This window comes from Pradoshia sp. Z3_51, assembly GCF_058215915.1.
Map to the genome: position 1 here is coordinate 375,301 of NZ_JBZAJC010000003.1, position 15,425 is coordinate 390,725.

Genomic DNA, 15,425 nt, shown 5'->3' on the forward strand with positions numbered 1-15,425 from the left:
CCCTTTTGTATTAACAGGATACAATCACCTGATTTTTACCTGATCGCTTAGCTGTATACAGGGCATCATCTGCCCGCTTGAAAAGGTTTTTAATCGTATTGTTATTTTTCTGATTGGATTCCCAATACGATACACCGCAAGAAATGGTAACCGGAGGATTTGTTTCTTTTCTTACTTTTTCAACAAGTCTTTCCGCAACTGCTTTACCAGCCTCTATCGGTGCCTTTGGAAGGAAAATAGCCAGTTCTTCCCCGCCCCACCTTGTACCTATATCGGTGTCTCTAATACTATTTTTAATTAAATCAGCTACCTGAATAAGGACCTCGTCTCCCTTTTGGTGCCCATATGTATCATTTGTCAGCTTGAAATTATCTATATCTATTAATATAAACGTTCCCTCAGTTTCAGAATTTATCAGTTCAAGCATTCTTCCTTCAAGATAATTTCTCGAATATAGACCTGTTAAATAATCAGTTATGACCATCTTTTCAAGCTCTTCTCTTAATATTGAGTTCACAAATGCCATCGAAGAATGATGAATAAGAGACTGCATTAATTTAAACATATCAAATGTAAAATGATACGGTACTCGATGAAGAACAATACAAAAACCATCCATCTTTCCACTATGTATCATAGGGAAAGCCATAAGGGATTTATAAGGGCCATCCTGCCCGACTTTATCCGAATCCATATCCCCAATATATAAAGCCTCCCGATCCTGCTCTAAGCTGCCTTTGACATATTGGATGTAGTGTTTAGATGTCTCTTCAGTGAAAAAAGGTGAACTTCCCGGGACAAGTTTTGTCTGTCCATTCCTAATCATAAAAAAGCCTACTTCGTCTGCGAGGAATGATTTATTTATTTGTTGCTTCATATAACTAACTGTTTCACTAAGCCTCAAGGTAGAATTTAGACGATGCGATGTTTCATTAATCAGACGTAAATCCGCAATTAAGCGTTTGGATTGTTCATATAATTGGGCATTCTCCAGTGCCCCGCCTGCCGTATTCGCGAGGAGAGAGATGAATTCGATTTCCGTATCAGGAAATATGACTGCTTCAGGTGCAATAACTTGTAAAACCCCATAAACACCCTGCTTGCCTAATAAAGGCGCATACAACACAGAATTTTTCACTTCCATTGAATCCTCAAATTAAACACGACCGGAAACATATGCCTGCATGGCAGATAAATTTTCCCCATCCATTTCCAAACTTTTAATTGGAAGATTTAATGTGTTATCGCTATCCTGAGACATTAGCAAATAGTAAACAAAGGACGGATATACTTCACGCAGGGTTTCTATTACCTCCGCCAAAACGGAATGCATATTCATAGAGGAATGAAACTCTGTCGTAATCCGTTGCAATAGTTTATATCGTTTCTCTTCCTTTTTTCGTTCTGAAATTGCAATTGCCTTGTGCAGTAATTCTCCTATCACTGTCCTCAATTCAGATAAATCAATTCTATTATCATTTTTCAACTCTTTATTTTCAGAAAGAACTACAAATAGTCCCAGTAATTCTCCTTCATGATATAAAGGAATTCCCAAGGGGTATAATGTATCAGTTAATGATACACAGGCTTCCGTACATAAATCTTTCATTGAGGAGTTTAGTAAAGCATCAAGTGAAATGGTGCTAGCAAACTGATTTTGGAGTTCTGTTTTCGAAGCCGCTTTTTCCAGATAGAGCTTTTGTTTCCAAGGATCATTATAATAACAGGCAATCTCATCCACCCTTAATAATTCCAATAAGAAGTCGACCATTTTATCTGTAAATCTATCTAAAAAGAGTTCATTATCATCTTTAATCATACATTCAACAAATAGACTTTTTAAATTTGTTTCCCAGCTCAGATTTAATTGATTATCTACCATCACATTAATCAACACCTGTTGTCATATTTTATTTCGTATTTTTTATAAATTTAGATTGATTTTAAAAAAAATAATACTTTATACCTGCATTTTACCAATATATGCTAAAATAATCATTACTTTCTTTCAATATAATTACATTTTTTATTTAAACCTGTGAAGGAAGCATCATATTGTAACGATTCCATTTAAGAGAATCCCTTGACTTATGTAACAATAAATTATACAATATTCTTTGTGTAAAATATCGCAGCTTATGTTCACATCTTTATTCGTTCATTTCATTCCTCTACCATGAGGTGTATCTTGTAACCCGCTGCTGCTAGGGCGAAGGTACATGAAAATGAAATGGCAGTAATGTTTGTAAACATCAGTTTTTATTTTACAAAAATAAAAACATTCAAGGAGGAGTCTTCTTATGGCTCGTTATACAGGTCCAAGCTGGAAACTATCCCGTCGTTTAGGAATTTCCCTAAGCGGTACAGGTAAAGAATTAGAAAAGCGTCCTTACGCACCAGGACAACACGGTCCTAACCAACGCAAAAAGCTTTCCGAATACGGTTTGCAATTGCAAGAAAAACAAAAACTTCGTCACATGTACGGTGTGAACGAACGTCAATTCCGCACAATGTTCGATCGTGCTGCTAAAATGCCTGGTAAACAAGGTGAAAACTTCATGATTCTTCTTGATTCTCGCCTTGATAACATTGTTTACCGTTTAGGTTTAGCTCGTACTCGTCGTCAAGCTCGTCAGCTTGTAAACCACGGGCACATCTTGGTTGATGGACGTCGCGTTGACATCCCATCTTACCGTTTAGCTCCTGGTCAAGTAATCGGAGTACGTGAAAAATCCCGTAACCTTGATATCATCAAGGAAGCTATGGAAGTAAACAACTTCGTACCTGACTACCTAACTTTCGATGCTGACAAGTTAGAAGGTACATTCACTCGCTTACCTGAGCGTTCTGAATTACCAGCTGAAATTAACGAAGCTCTTATCGTTGAGTTCTACTCTCGTTAATTAATACGCTTTGTAAATAGCGTATTCAAAAACCCTGGAAACCTTGTTTCCAGGGTTTTTATTTGTGTAGAAAATATAATTACTAAACTTATAATCAGACTCGAAATATTATTTATAGGAATTATGAAGCAAATGACACTTAATTCTCTCTTTGTTTTTGGAAAAACGAAGACCAGGCAATACCTTAAAAATTTACCATGACATCATCTGTAAACACCATTAAACGGGACTCCAAACCTAAAACAGATCTTAGGTTTTTCATCCTAACAAGATCTGTTTTGGTGTACTTAACATAGCTGTGGACATATCTATTAAATCAATTTCTTTTGGAATACTTTTCAATCACATAAAGTAAAAGCCAGCATCAAACTCACTAAAAATCGGAAATTAAATCCCCTCTAACTTTATCTACAAATAGAAATTAGTCACCTCTTCAGATGTATTATAAAAGAACTATATTGTGGATCAAATTTATCATTCACTTATTAGACAGTACAGTAGAATAACGGTTTGTTACCTCCTTCATTTCAAGACTATCCCAACTATTAGAGTAACTGATACTTATACCAATCTATACATATTGTAGTAGGCGAGAAAATGAAAAATGAAAAAAATAAAAATCAGAAAAAATATAATAGTTTATTTAATATTTTATTAACAAACTATTCAAAAATTGTGATAATATAGTTAATTGTGTAAATTATTACTAACAAAGAGGAGGGGAATTTGTTGGCTTCTTAATTTTAATGAGGAATACCAACAACTAAGATGAAAAAATATATTGCTGGAATTTTAACTGTTTTCTTAAGTTTTACTGTACTATTTTTAACGAATAGTAATCAGGTTGAGGCTGCTTCCAAAACGATGTACGTAACTGCAGACAATTTAAATGTGAGGGAGAAAGCATCATCATCGTCAAAAATTATTACGGCCGTAAAGAAAAATACAAAATTGATTGTAACTAAAAAGAGCGGTAACTGGGGATATGTCAAAGTTAACAAAAAAAATGGATGGGTATCAATAAATTATTTAACATCCAAGGCTCCCGTAACAAATAAAACAATGTACACTACTGAAAAAACAACCCTGAAAAAGCTAGCAAAAAATAACTCCGGCACGCTGAAAACGATTAACAAAGAGGCAACAATAATTGTTTATTCAACTACTTCCGATAAATATGCCAAAGCAAAGTACGGTGGAAAAACGGGATGGATTTTAAAATCTAAAGTGAAAGATTCGAAGACAGTTACAACAACTTCAAAAGCAGCAATAAAATATAAAACAATTAAACAAAATGACAATACTTTAGCAAAAGGCACTACGAAAGTCGTCCAAAAAGGAAGCAACGGAAATCAAACGATCATATACAAGAAAACGTTAAAAAATGGAAAGCTAATTAGCACAAAAAAAATATCGTCTAAAGTAACAAAAAAAGCAGTGAATCAAATTATTAAAGTAGGTACTAAAGAAACTAAAGCATCTAATTATGCAACCGAGGTTCTTCGATTGGTTAACCAAGAACGCGCAAAAGTAAATATAGCACCTTTGAAAAATTTAAATAGTCTTTCGAAAGTTGCCGAAGTTAAATCAAAAGATATGCGTGATAACAATTATTTCAATCATACAAGCCCCACATACGGGTCTCCGGGAGAAATGGTAAAAAAATTCAATATTTCTTTCACGATGCTTGGTGAAAATATTGCAGCTGGACAAATTACTCCTGCATCTGTAGTGAACAGTTGGATGAATAGCCCAGGGCACAAAGCGAATATTCTCGATGCACGTTATACCCATATCGGAATTGGGTATGCCGAAGGTGGTTCATGGAAACATTATTGGACACAATTATTTTTAAAACAGTAAGTAAAAATACTTAATATTCATTTCAATTTTATTTCTTTCAACCATTTATAATAAAGCACAATAAGAAAAATATCTTACTATACATTAAAAGGGCTGCCTAACCGAGACAGCCCTTTCTTCTTTCTATCATGCGTACTTAATAAGCGTGTATTTCTTTTTACCGCGGCGAATTACCGTGAATTGTCCTTCTAGCTTATCATCCTCTGTCATCGTATGAGCGAGGTCTGTGACTCTTTCACCGTTGATGTAGATCGCACCATTTGTGATATCCTCACGCGCCTGACGTTTAGAAGGAGAAATTTTTGCATTTACTAGTAAATCTACCAAGAGCAGTTCCTCATTGCTGCCCACTTCAAAGCTTGGTACATCCTTGAAGCCCTGGCGAATTTCTTCTACAGATAATTGCTTAATATCACCGCTGAATAAAGCTTTAGAAATATTGATTGCTTGTTGTAAAGCTTCTTTACCATGAACAAGTTTCGTTACTTCCTCAGCAAGCGCCTTCTGAGCTGCCCGTTTTTCCGGAGCTTCAGCAACCTCTTTCTCAAGCGCTTCGATTTCTTCTTTGCTTAAGAATGTAAAGTATTTAATGTATTTAATAACATCACGGTCATCTGTATTAATCCAGAACTGGTAGAACTCATATGGAGACGTTTTTTCACGATCTAACCATACCGCTCCGCCTTCTGTTTTACCAAACTTAGTTCCATCTGATTTTGTAACTAATGGAACCGTTAAACCATAGGCTTTTGCATCTTCCTTCGTTTTACGAATTAATTCCAGACCTGCGGTAATATTTCCCCATTGATCACTTCCGCCGATTTGTAAACGGCAGCCTTGAGTTTCGTATAACTTCAGGAAATCAAGAGATTGCATGATCATGTAACTGAATTCAGTAAACGAGATACCAGACTCAATACGGGATTGTACAGAATCTTTAGCAAGCATGTAGTTGAGTCCAAAATGTTTCCCAATATCCCGAAGGAACGTAATTAAGTTCATGTTGCCAATCCAGTCATAGTTATTAGCCATGATTGCTTTATTCTCACCAGTTTCGAAGTCGAGGAAACGGGAAAGCTGATCTTTAATACGTGCAGTCCATTGGTGAACAACATCCTCTGTATTTAACGTACGCTCAGCTTTTTTACCACTTGGGTCTCCTATCATACCTGTCGCTCCGCCGACTAATGGGATTGGCTGATGTCCTGCTAACTGGAATCGTTTCAGGATTAAAATAGGTAACAAGTGACCAATATGCAAGCTATCGGCAGTCGGATCGAAGCCAGCATATAGTTTCACGCTTTCTTCCTGTAATAATTTTTCCAATCCCTCTTCATCTGTAAATTGATTCACGAGACCTCTAAAACGTAAATCATCTAAAATATTCATCCTTCTCCACCTCTTACTGTTTAGATTAGATTAAAATAAAAAACGCCCCTTCATCTAAATGAAGGGACGATTACTATCGCGGTACCACCCAACTTGCGAAACATATAACTGTCTCGCCGCTTATCCTTTTAACGGAAAGGTTCCGGCATTCGCTACACAGCTTTACATAAAGCATTCCCGAATGCTGCTCGAGGAGGTAATTCATCATTTCGCTTGTACCGGTTTACACCACCCACCGGCTCTCTTAAACATTGGCGAACTAACTACTGAAATCCTGTTATCGCATCAAATATATAATATTGGTTATGCTTTTTTTACCATAATAACAAACTGTTTGTCAAACCCAATAATTGTATTGTTTCGCTAATATAGAGAAACTATACCTACCTGAAACACTTGCTTATGCTATAATGTATGTGATTTGTTGGGGGAGTGAATGAATGAAAGATATTTTTATAAAACTTAAAGAAAGGCTTGCGCCATTGTGGGACTTTGTAAACAAACCCGTTGTACAGCGAAGAGCACGTATTTCCTATCAGGTTATCTGGAATAATCTATTAATCTTCTTAATTGTATCTGTCATCGGGATGGCATTTGCTGGCGGAGTTGGAGCTGGTTACTTTGCATCTATGGTAAAAGACGAACCAATCAGGAGCAAGGAACAGCTTAAATCAAGTGTGTCCAGTTATGAAGAAACATCTGAGATTTATTTTGCAAGCAATGTATATATGGGGAAAATGCGTTCTGATCTTGAACGTAAAGCAGTGAAACTGGAAAATGTTTCGGATTACGTTAAGACAGCATTAATTTCCACAGAAGATTCCTATTTTTATGAGCATAAGGGTGTTGTACCAAAAGCCATCATTCGAGCTTTACTTCAGGAAGTGACAAATTCTTCTGTCCAATCAGGAGGAAGCACACTGACACAACAATTAATAAAACAACAAATCTTAACGAATGAGGTTTCCTTTGATCGTAAGGCGAAGGAAATCCTGCTGGCATTACGCCTTGAAAAATTCATGAAAAAAGATGAGATTTTAGAAGCTTATCTGAATGTCTCACCGTTTGGCAGAAATTCCTCCGGCCGTAATATTGCCGGTGTCCAGGCTGCAGCGGATGGCATTTTCGGGGTAGATGCCAAAGATTTAACTCTGCCACAGGCTGCCTTTATTGCGGGATTACCAAAGAATCCATACCTTTATACACCATTTACACAATCCGGTGAAGTGAAGGAGGACCTTTCCCCAGGTATCAATCGTATGAAAACAGTTCTTAAAAGAATGTATACCAACGATGCCATTACAAAGGAAGAATATGATAAAGCATTAAAATATGATATTAAGAAAGACCTTGCAAAGAAACAAACATATCCTACTGAAAAGTATCCATACTTAACATATGAAGTAGAAAAAAGAGCAATTGAAATCATGATGCCAATATTGGCAAAGAACGATGGGCTTTCAAGCAAGGATTTAGAAAAAGACGATGACCTATATAAGCAATACTATACTCTGGCTGATCAGGCCATCCGACAAAATGGCTATCAAATTCATACAACCATAAACAAAAAAATGTATGACAATATGCAAAAAGTCACTAAAAATTACCCTTATTATCAGGGTACCCGCCAGGTGGAGAAAAAGAATCCGGATACAGGAGAAACCTATATAGAGAATGAACCAATTGAAGTTGGCGCCATGCTAATTGAAAACTCTACCGGAAAAATACTCAGCTTCGTTGGAGGCCGTGATTTTAAACGGGAGCAGCTTAATCATGCTACATCAGCTGTACGTTCAAATGGTTCAACAATGAAGCCACTACTTGTATATGCACCAGCAATGGAGTACGGAGTTTCCTATCCAGGCAAAACTTTGGTCAATGCACCTGTGAACATTCGCGGTTGGAGTCCAGGAAACTATGCTGGCGGCGGAATTACCGGTATAACCTCTGCACGTGAAGCATTAAAGAGATCCTATAATATACCGGCAGCGGTTCAATATGCGGAAATTATAAATCGCAACCCAGTAAAATATCTTGAAAAAATGGGCTTCACCTCTTTAGAAAAGCAAGATTATACAAACCTTTCCACGTCTTTGGGTGCATTAGCCAGAGGCGTAACCGTAGAAGAGAATACGAATGCCTATGCAACATTTGCAAATGGTGGACAATTCGTAGATAGCTATATGATCGAAAAAATAGTAGATTCTAATGGAAAGACCATTTACCAACATAAAAAAGCGAAGACGGATGTATTCAGTCCACAAACAGCTTATTTAACAATTGATATGATGAGGGATGTCATCACCTCTGGAACAGCAGCAGGTTTAAACAGTAAATTGAAGTTTTCAGCCGACTGGGCCGGCAAAACCGGCACTAGCCAGAACTTTCATGATGCCTGGATGGTCGCGACCAATCCAAATGTCACATTTGGAGTTTGGATGGGATATGATTCAAATGCATCTGTGGATACATATGGAATGAGTTATTCACAGCGAAATCAAACATTATGGGCACAATTAATTAATTCAGCTTATGATGTTGCACCAAACTTAGTCGGGACTTCGAAGCGACACCAAATGCCAGGTGGAATTGTATCCAGATCCTATTGCACATTGACCGGTTCCCTGGCATCCAAATCATGTATAGATGCAGGACTCGCAAAATCCGATTATTTCAATGCCAAATATCTTCCTTCATCTGAGAACGGCAATTTGGCAACATCAAGCGAAAGATATGTGTTCATAAATGGTAAGAAATATGTGGCACTGGGGTCTACTCCAGAGGAATTCACAGAAACCGGTCTTGTGATCAATGCCGACTTTTCTAACATTACAGGAGCAAAATACCTTATTGATAAATCATCTATTACGCCAAAAGGCTCTGAATTTGAAGGGGCAGTTATCGGAGCTTCGAAAATGAATGATAACGGGAAAGTACCTGGAGCACCGGCAGTTACTTCAAAGGAGAAAGTCATCAACTGGAAATCTTCTGGTGACTCTGACATAGTTGGATATCGTGTTTATAGAAATGGTGCTAAAGTAGCCAGTATCAAAGCTGACAATACACTCAGCTTTAAAACAGATGGAAATGGAAAGTACTACATTACTGCAGTGGATATAGCTGGTAATGAATCTGCTCCATCCTCTATTATCGAATATAAACCAGCTCCTAAGCCGGAACCTAAGCCTAAAGAAGTAAAAAAAGAGAAGGCAGAAGATAAAAAAGAAGACATAGAAGATAAAAAAGAAGAGAAGAAAGATCCAAAAGAAGATGAAAAACCAGTTCATGCCGAAGAACAAGAGCATGATGAAAATACAGAGGAATAAAAAAGAGGCTGTTCCAGGTCGGTATCACACTCGACTATCGGAACAGCCTTTCTCTATATCTATCAAACAACTTTTTTTTACAATCCCCGATATATATAGGATTACTAGAATCCCTTCATATATATTGAATAAGAAAATCTCTGTCCTCAGGATATGTTAACTTCAGTGTTTTTAATTCCTCAAGGTCTTTCCAGGCAATATCATAAATAAGACCGTCCGGATCCCGAATATTTCTTTCACCACCCATAATCCTCACTATATAGTAGCGAACTTCAGCAGTAATATTGTGTGTTTCATATATTACCCTTTTTACCTTAACTTCTTCAACAATTTCTGTTAAATATCCCGTTTCTTCTTCCATCTCTCTAATACAGCACTGTTCAAAACTTTCATCTACTTCTTTACCGCCCGATGGAATAGACCATAATTTTTCTCTTCAGGTTTCCCCTGCAGAACCATTAACAATTAACCATTGTCATTGATACATAGACCTGAAGAACCAAACCATTCTTTCACTTTATCAAGCCCCTTTTAAACTACAATCTTTAATTTCTATATAGCAAAATGATGTTACTTTTCTTCATCATTTAATAAAAATAACTCAACAATTTATATGCAATTGCTTTTAGGTAATTTGTTCAATAGTTTCATCGGCATCACTCCATTTCTTTTCTGGCTAATCAATTATCAATTTATCTATTTTTACTATCCTATTAAAATTAAAAAACTTATGTAATTGGTAAATGATTTTTTATAAAAGTTTACTCATAATTTCCCCTGGTAACCCATCTATCGCACAGACCTTTTCAGATTTGAATCCAAGATTAGCTAATATTTTTCTCGAAGGAATATTATTAGGGTCTATTATCGCCACTAATTTCTTCAATTCCGATTTCCTTACTTTTCCAATTAATACTTCGGCAATATCTGTCCCATACCGTTGCCCCCAATGTTCAGGTAGAATCATATAGCCAATTTCAGCTTCGTCAGTAAGTTTTTCATTTAAAATTAAAGATCCGAGTCCAATGAATCTCTGAACGGAAGCATCAAAAATTTTAAAAGTCCCAAAGTTTTCATGTTTCTTATTACGTTGCAATATCTTTTGATAGTTCAACCTTGCCTCCTCTAAAGGCAGAGCCCGTTCTGTTATTTGGGCCATAACCTTCTCATTACTTACCAAACTATAATAATCCTTAAAATCGGTTTCTTGAAACTTCATTAGGTTAATATTCTTCATTTCCCCCACTCTTCCTGCTAAATGGAATGATATGTATTCCATTTGCTCATATCCTTTGTAAAAACCAAAAAAAGGGGTGTTTATAAGGGTTAAATCACCTTATAAACACCCCTGTTTTAATCTTCCATCGTTGATAAGTCGCCTGTTGGCAATTCAAGCTCCCAAGCTTTTAATACCCTGCGCATAATTTTACCACTGCGTGTTTTCGGCAGTTTATCCTTGAACTCAATCTCTCTTGGTGAAGCATGTGCAGCAAGCCCTTGTTTAACAAATAGCCTGATATCCTCTTTCAGCTCATCCGAAGGCTCGTATCCAGACCTGAGGGCAATAAATGCTTTAATGATTTCACCCCGTACAGGATCCGGTTTGCCTATTACACCCGCTTCAGCAACCGCCGGATGTTCTACCAGCTTGCTTTCAACCTCAAAAGGTCCTACCCGTTCTCCGGATGTCATAATAACATCATCAATTCTGCCCTGGAACCAGAAGTACCCATCTTCATCCATATAAGCTGAATCGCCTGAAACATACCATCCTGATGGCATAAAATAGGATTCATACTTTTGTGGATTATTCCAGATTTGCCTCATCATGGATGGCCATCCTTTTTTAATTGCTAAATTGCCCATACGATAAGGCGGTACTTCATTCCCTTGGTCATCTACGATGGCAGCCTCGACTCCAGGAATTGGCTTACCCATAGAACCCGGTTTAATCTCCATACTTGGATAGTTACAGATTAGTTGTGCACCGGTCTCTGTCATCCACCATGTATCATGGATACGTTTGGAGAATACTTTTTGTCCCCATTTAATAACTTCAGGATTTAAAGGTTCACCTACACTTAGTAAGTGGCGAAGGCTGGATAAATCAAATTGTTTTACTACCTCATCCCCTGCACCCATCAGCATACGGAATGCAGTAGGGGCACTGTACCACACGGTTACATGGAAATCTTCAATGGTTTGATACCAAGCTTCCGGGCTAAATCGTCCACCTGTGACCACAGAAGAGGCTCCATTTAGCCACGGAGCAAATATCCCATAAGACGTTCCTGTGACCCAGCCTGGATCCGCTGTACACCAATATACATCCTCTTCTTTTAGGTCGAGTACCCATTGTCCGGTTTTCAGATGCTGAATCATTGAATTATGCGCATGCAGAACACCCTTTGGCTTACCGGTTGAACCGGAAGTATAATGTAGAATCAGACCGTCTTCCCGATCTACCCATTCTATATCTAATTTTTTAGATGCATTTTCATATTTGCTGTTAAAATCTATATATTTACCAGTTTCCTCTACATTATCTCCTACTACAAAAATATGTTTCAATGCTGGCAGGTCATCTGCAGGAATTCTAGACAATAATTCAGGGGTAGTGACGATTACACTGGCTTCACTATCTTCCAATCGATCCTTAACCGCCCCTTCCATAAATGCCTCAAATAACGGGCCGACAATAGCTCCCAATTTTATCGCACCCAGCACTGTGAAATACAATTCCGGTGATCTCGGCATAAAAATAAATACCCTGTCACCTTTTGTTACATTCCCATATTCCTTCAGAACATTTCCTGCTTTATTCGATAAATCTTTCATATCACTATATGTATACTTCTCATAGCGATTAGGGTCCTTATAATATAATGCTACCTTATTGCGCCTGAAATTTTCAGTATGCCTGTCAATACATTCGTATGCCGCATTCACTTTACCCGTTTCATTCCAAGAGAATTCCTGCTCTACATCCTTCCAGTCAAATGATCTGTAGATTTCCTCATAGTTTGCTAAATTATAATCCCCTTGCACAACAGAAAGCGCTTCCAGTTTCATAATTATTCCCCCCTGATCAAAGATAATATATTGATAGTATAGTACAAAATCCATTTTATCTCAATTTTTAAAATATTTAATAAGTTACACTAATATGTTACAATTTTTATAATTGTAGTGTTTTTAAGATAACATCCCCATTAAGTGTTTAAAATAATTATGCCAGTAAGCTTCTTAATTTCCACTACATATGACTTAAAAAGTTCATATCATGAAGCATTTATGGATTTAAAGTGCTGTATAATAGCTTTAAAATGTGACCTGGGTGGTGTATGGATGGAGCATAAAAAAACGTATAATTTGAAGGAATTGCAAACCCCATGTGGGCCGTTAGTTATCGAGGGCCCGGTATCTCGAGATCAATTAGAAAATCTTGAATTTCATGAGGGTCTCGTTGCCTTTAGGGTTCCTGAGAAGCAGCATAAGGCTTTAATTCAAATCAGCAGCCTTCCTGAAGGCCGAATTATTATTGCGAGGGCCGGCGATGTCATTGTCGGATATGTCACTTATTTATACCCAGATCCTCTTGAAAGATGGTCTGAAGGGAAAATGGATGACTTACTGGAATTGGGTGCTATTGAAGTAATCCGTGAATATCGCGGATGTGCGGTCGGGAAAAACTTGATCCGCGTGGCTATGATGGATGAGTGGATGGAAAATTACATTATTATTACCACAGAATATTATTGGCATTGGGATTTAAAAGGCAGCGGATTAAATGTATGGGAATATCGAAAAATGATGGAGAAAATGATGAGTGCCGGTGGCTTGGAATGGTATGCCACTGATGACCCTGAAATTTGCTCCCATCCAGCCAATTGTTTAATGGCCAGAATCGGGAAAAACGTTAAAAAAGAGAGTATTCAAAAATTCGATCAATTACGATTCATGAATCGATATATGTATTGAACGAACTGATTTTTGAGGAGGGCTACTTGTGATTATTGAGGATATCATGATCAAGGATGTTATTACGCTTCAAAAAAATGCTACACTCCAGCAGGCAATTGATTTAGTAAAACAAAAAAAAATCAGGCATATACCAATAGTAGATGATGAACAACGGTTAATCGGCCTGTTATGTGATGTCGATATCCGCTCTGCAACTCCATCTATCTTCCATCTTGATGAATATAAGGAAGACCTTCTAAAGCCAATAAGCGATATCATGATTACCGATATTTATACAGCACACCCACTTGATTTCGTTGAAGAGATTGCATTTGTATTCTATGAACAAAAGATATCTTGTATGCCTGTGATCAGCGACAACAAATTAGTCGGGATTATTACTGAAACAGATCTTCTGCATACATATGTAGAACTTACTGGCTCAAATCAGCCTGCATCCCAAATAGAGGTAAAGGTCACTAATAAATCAGGTACGCTCAGTGAAATAGCCGAAGTCATCAAAGGCCACAATTCCAATGTAAATAGCATTTTCATTTATCCATATAAAGAAGACCCGGCATTTAAAGTCTTGGTACTAAGGATTCAAACAATGAACCCGCTGAAAATCGTACAGGACCTACGGTCATCCGGATATGAGGTATTATGGCCAGATATACCGGAGAGCACTCTATGAAGGAAGCCTCATTTGTTTATTCAACCGATTTACTTTCCTACAAATTTAATGATAACCATCCTTTTAACCAAAAACGGCTGCAAATAACAGTAGACTTATTAAATAAAATGAATGCCCTGAAAGAGGATGACTGCATCAAACCACGAATGGCAACAGATGAGGAATTAAGCCTGGTGCATGATCCCGATTACATCAGTGCGATTAGATTAGCCGGACAAGGAAAGCTTGACCAGGATAAAGCATTAAATTATGGAATTGGGACCGAAGACACCCCCATTTTCTCTGGAATGCATGAGGCAAGCGCCTGGCTTGTGGGAGGAACATTGTCTGCCGTTGATGAAGTAATGGAAGGGCGTGCTCAGCATGCCATAAACCTGGGCGGTGGTTTGCATCATGGCTTTAGAGGGAAAGCCTCCGGATTCTGTATCTATAATGACAGCTCTGTTGCCATTAAATATATGCAAAAAAAATATAATGCCAGAGTTCTCTACGTAGATACGGATGCCCATCATGGAGATGGTGTTCAGTGGACTTTTTATGATGATCCTTCTGTTTGTACACTGTCCATTCACGAAACAGGTCGCTACCTATTCCCTGGAACTGGCAATATTACTGAACGTGGAAATGGAAAAGGATATGGTTATTCATTTAATATCCCCCTCGATGCCTTTACGGAGGATGAATCATGGCTCGAGTGCTATGAAAAATCCTTTAAATCTGTCATAGAATTTTTTCGCCCAGACGTTATTTTAACTCAAAACGGCGCTGATGCTCATTACTATGATCCATTAACGCACCTTTCTGCTACCACTGCAATCTATCAATCCATCCCAAAACTGGCCCATAAGCTTGCACACCAGTACTGTCAAGGTAAGTGGATAGCAGTTGGTGGCGGTGGATATGATATCTGGAGAGTGGTTCCGCGTGCCTGGTCCCTAATATGGCTAGAAATGACTAATAATTCGAATTGTTCAGGTGAGTTGCCTGTTGATTGGGTCAATCATTGGTCAGCATTAGCACCCGTTACATTACCCACTACATGGGAAGATCCACCTGATATGTACAAGCCCATCCCACGTAAGGCTGAGATTACTGAAAAAAATGCAAAAACTCTAGAAAAGGCATTATACACGATTCTATCCTAACCCTATGAATCTGCTGAATTTCAAATACCTGATTATTTAAATTTCTTATATAACTGGTCACAGACACCAAGTTACACACTAAAAAGATGAGGACTGGATATAATGTATACTACCTGTTTTACTAAAATAAAAAGCTGAACCA

General features: G+C 37.6%; 12 protein-coding genes and 1 other annotated feature. Of the genes, 6 read left to right on the top strand and 6 right to left on the bottom strand.

Annotated elements, in window-relative coordinates:
• Window positions 1-10 precede the first annotated feature (10 nt).
• Both AC4BHA_RS08945 and AC4BHA_RS08950 read right to left on the bottom strand, forming a co-directional pair.
• The gene (locus AC4BHA_RS08945; RefSeq protein ID WP_490558454.1) at window positions 11-1,138 is read right to left on the bottom strand and encodes a sensor domain-containing diguanylate cyclase; all 1,128 of its coding nucleotides are present in this window, start codon (window positions 1,136-1,138) and stop codon (window positions 11-13) included.
• Between the two features lie 18 nt (window positions 1,139-1,156).
• On the bottom strand, window positions 1,157-1,885 hold the full coding sequence (locus AC4BHA_RS08950; protein ID WP_490558455.1) for a hypothetical protein: 729 nt from the start codon (window positions 1,883-1,885) through the stop codon (window positions 1,157-1,159).
• Window positions 1,886-2,300: 415 nt separating this feature from the next.
• Here AC4BHA_RS08950 and rpsD point away from each other — a divergent pair, with 415 nt between their 5' ends.
• Together rpsD and AC4BHA_RS08960 are read left to right on the top strand one after the other, a co-directional pair.
• The gene (gene rpsD, locus AC4BHA_RS08955; protein WP_066109019.1) at window positions 2,301-2,903 is read left to right on the top strand and encodes a 30S ribosomal protein S4; all 603 of its coding nucleotides are present in this window, start codon (window positions 2,301-2,303) and stop codon (window positions 2,901-2,903) included.
• 768 nt (window positions 2,904-3,671) lie between these two features.
• On the top strand, window positions 3,672-4,766 hold the full coding sequence (locus AC4BHA_RS08960) for a CAP domain-containing protein (RefSeq protein WP_139892791.1): 1,095 nt from the start codon (window positions 3,672-3,674) through the stop codon (window positions 4,764-4,766).
• Window positions 4,767-4,892: 126 nt separating this feature from the next.
• On the opposite strand, the gene tyrS is transcribed toward AC4BHA_RS08960, so the two are convergent.
• On the bottom strand, window positions 4,893-6,155 hold the full coding sequence (gene tyrS, locus AC4BHA_RS08965) for a tyrosine--tRNA ligase (protein WP_490558456.1): 1,263 nt from the start codon (window positions 6,153-6,155) through the stop codon (window positions 4,893-4,895).
• 59 nt (window positions 6,156-6,214) lie between these two features.
• Window positions 6,215-6,445, bottom strand: a binding site (T-box leader).
• 150 nt (window positions 6,446-6,595) lie between these two features.
• On the opposite strand from tyrS, the gene AC4BHA_RS08970 reads away from it, so the two are divergent.
• A complete protein-coding gene (locus AC4BHA_RS08970; protein ID WP_490558457.1) occupies window positions 6,596-9,481 on the top strand; it encodes a transglycosylase domain-containing protein in 2,886 nt (961 codons plus the stop codon).
• A gap of 115 nt (window positions 9,482-9,596) precedes the next feature.
• Here AC4BHA_RS08970 and AC4BHA_RS08975 read toward each other — a convergent pair whose 3' ends face one another.
• The 3 genes from AC4BHA_RS08975 to acsA form a co-directional block, all read right to left on the bottom strand.
• Window positions 9,597-9,899: an NUDIX domain-containing protein gene (locus tag AC4BHA_RS08975; RefSeq protein WP_490558479.1), complete on the bottom strand. Its 303-nt coding sequence runs from the start codon at window positions 9,897-9,899 to the stop codon at window positions 9,597-9,599.
• Between the two features lie 333 nt (window positions 9,900-10,232).
• Window positions 10,233-10,718 (bottom strand): GNAT family N-acetyltransferase, encoded by a 486-nt coding sequence (locus AC4BHA_RS08980; protein ID WP_139892788.1) that lies wholly within the window; start codon window positions 10,716-10,718, stop codon window positions 10,233-10,235.
• Window positions 10,719-10,834: 116 nt separating this feature from the next.
• Entirely contained in the window at window positions 10,835-12,553 is a 1,719-nt protein-coding gene (acsA, locus tag AC4BHA_RS08985) for an acetate--CoA ligase (RefSeq protein WP_066109033.1), read from the bottom strand.
• Window positions 12,554-12,829: 276 nt separating this feature from the next.
• On the opposite strand from acsA, the gene AC4BHA_RS08990 reads away from it, so the two are divergent.
• The 3 genes from AC4BHA_RS08990 to AC4BHA_RS09000 are packed head-to-tail and all read left to right on the top strand — an operon-like array spanning window position 12,830 to window position 15,283.
• The gene (locus AC4BHA_RS08990) at window positions 12,830-13,462 is read left to right on the top strand and encodes a GNAT family N-acetyltransferase (RefSeq protein ID WP_066109036.1); all 633 of its coding nucleotides are present in this window, start codon (window positions 12,830-12,832) and stop codon (window positions 13,460-13,462) included.
• Between the two features lie 28 nt (window positions 13,463-13,490).
• Complete coding sequence (locus AC4BHA_RS08995; RefSeq protein WP_139892787.1) at window positions 13,491-14,138, top strand: acetoin utilization AcuB family protein; 648 nt, start codon at window positions 13,491-13,493, stop codon at window positions 14,136-14,138.
• The gene (locus AC4BHA_RS09000; RefSeq protein ID WP_139892786.1) at window positions 14,135-15,283 is read left to right on the top strand and encodes an acetoin utilization protein AcuC; all 1,149 of its coding nucleotides are present in this window, start codon (window positions 14,135-14,137) and stop codon (window positions 15,281-15,283) included. Before AC4BHA_RS08995 ends, AC4BHA_RS09000 begins: the two co-directional genes overlap by 4 nt.
• The last annotated feature ends 142 nt before the right edge of the window (window positions 15,284-15,425 follow it).

Coding starts and splice junctions, on each gene's coding strand:
- tyrS (WP_490558456.1), bottom strand. CDS start 6,155: ATGAATATTTTAGATGATTTACGTTTTAGAGGTCTCGTGAATCAATTT.
- AC4BHA_RS08960 (WP_139892791.1), top strand. CDS start 3,672: ATGAAAAAATATATTGCTGGAATTTTAACTGTTTTCTTAAGTTTTACT.
- AC4BHA_RS08970 (WP_490558457.1), top strand. CDS start 6,596: ATGAAAGATATTTTTATAAAACTTAAAGAAAGGCTTGCGCCATTGTGG.
- AC4BHA_RS08980 (WP_139892788.1), bottom strand. CDS start 10,718: ATGAAGAATATTAACCTAATGAAGTTTCAAGAAACCGATTTTAAGGAT.
- rpsD (WP_066109019.1), top strand. CDS start 2,301: ATGGCTCGTTATACAGGTCCAAGCTGGAAACTATCCCGTCGTTTAGGA.
- acsA (WP_066109033.1), bottom strand. CDS start 12,553: ATGAAACTGGAAGCGCTTTCTGTTGTGCAAGGGGATTATAATTTAGCA.
- AC4BHA_RS08990 (WP_066109036.1), top strand. CDS start 12,830: ATGGAGCATAAAAAAACGTATAATTTGAAGGAATTGCAAACCCCATGT.
- AC4BHA_RS09000 (WP_139892786.1), top strand. CDS start 14,135: ATGAAGGAAGCCTCATTTGTTTATTCAACCGATTTACTTTCCTACAAA.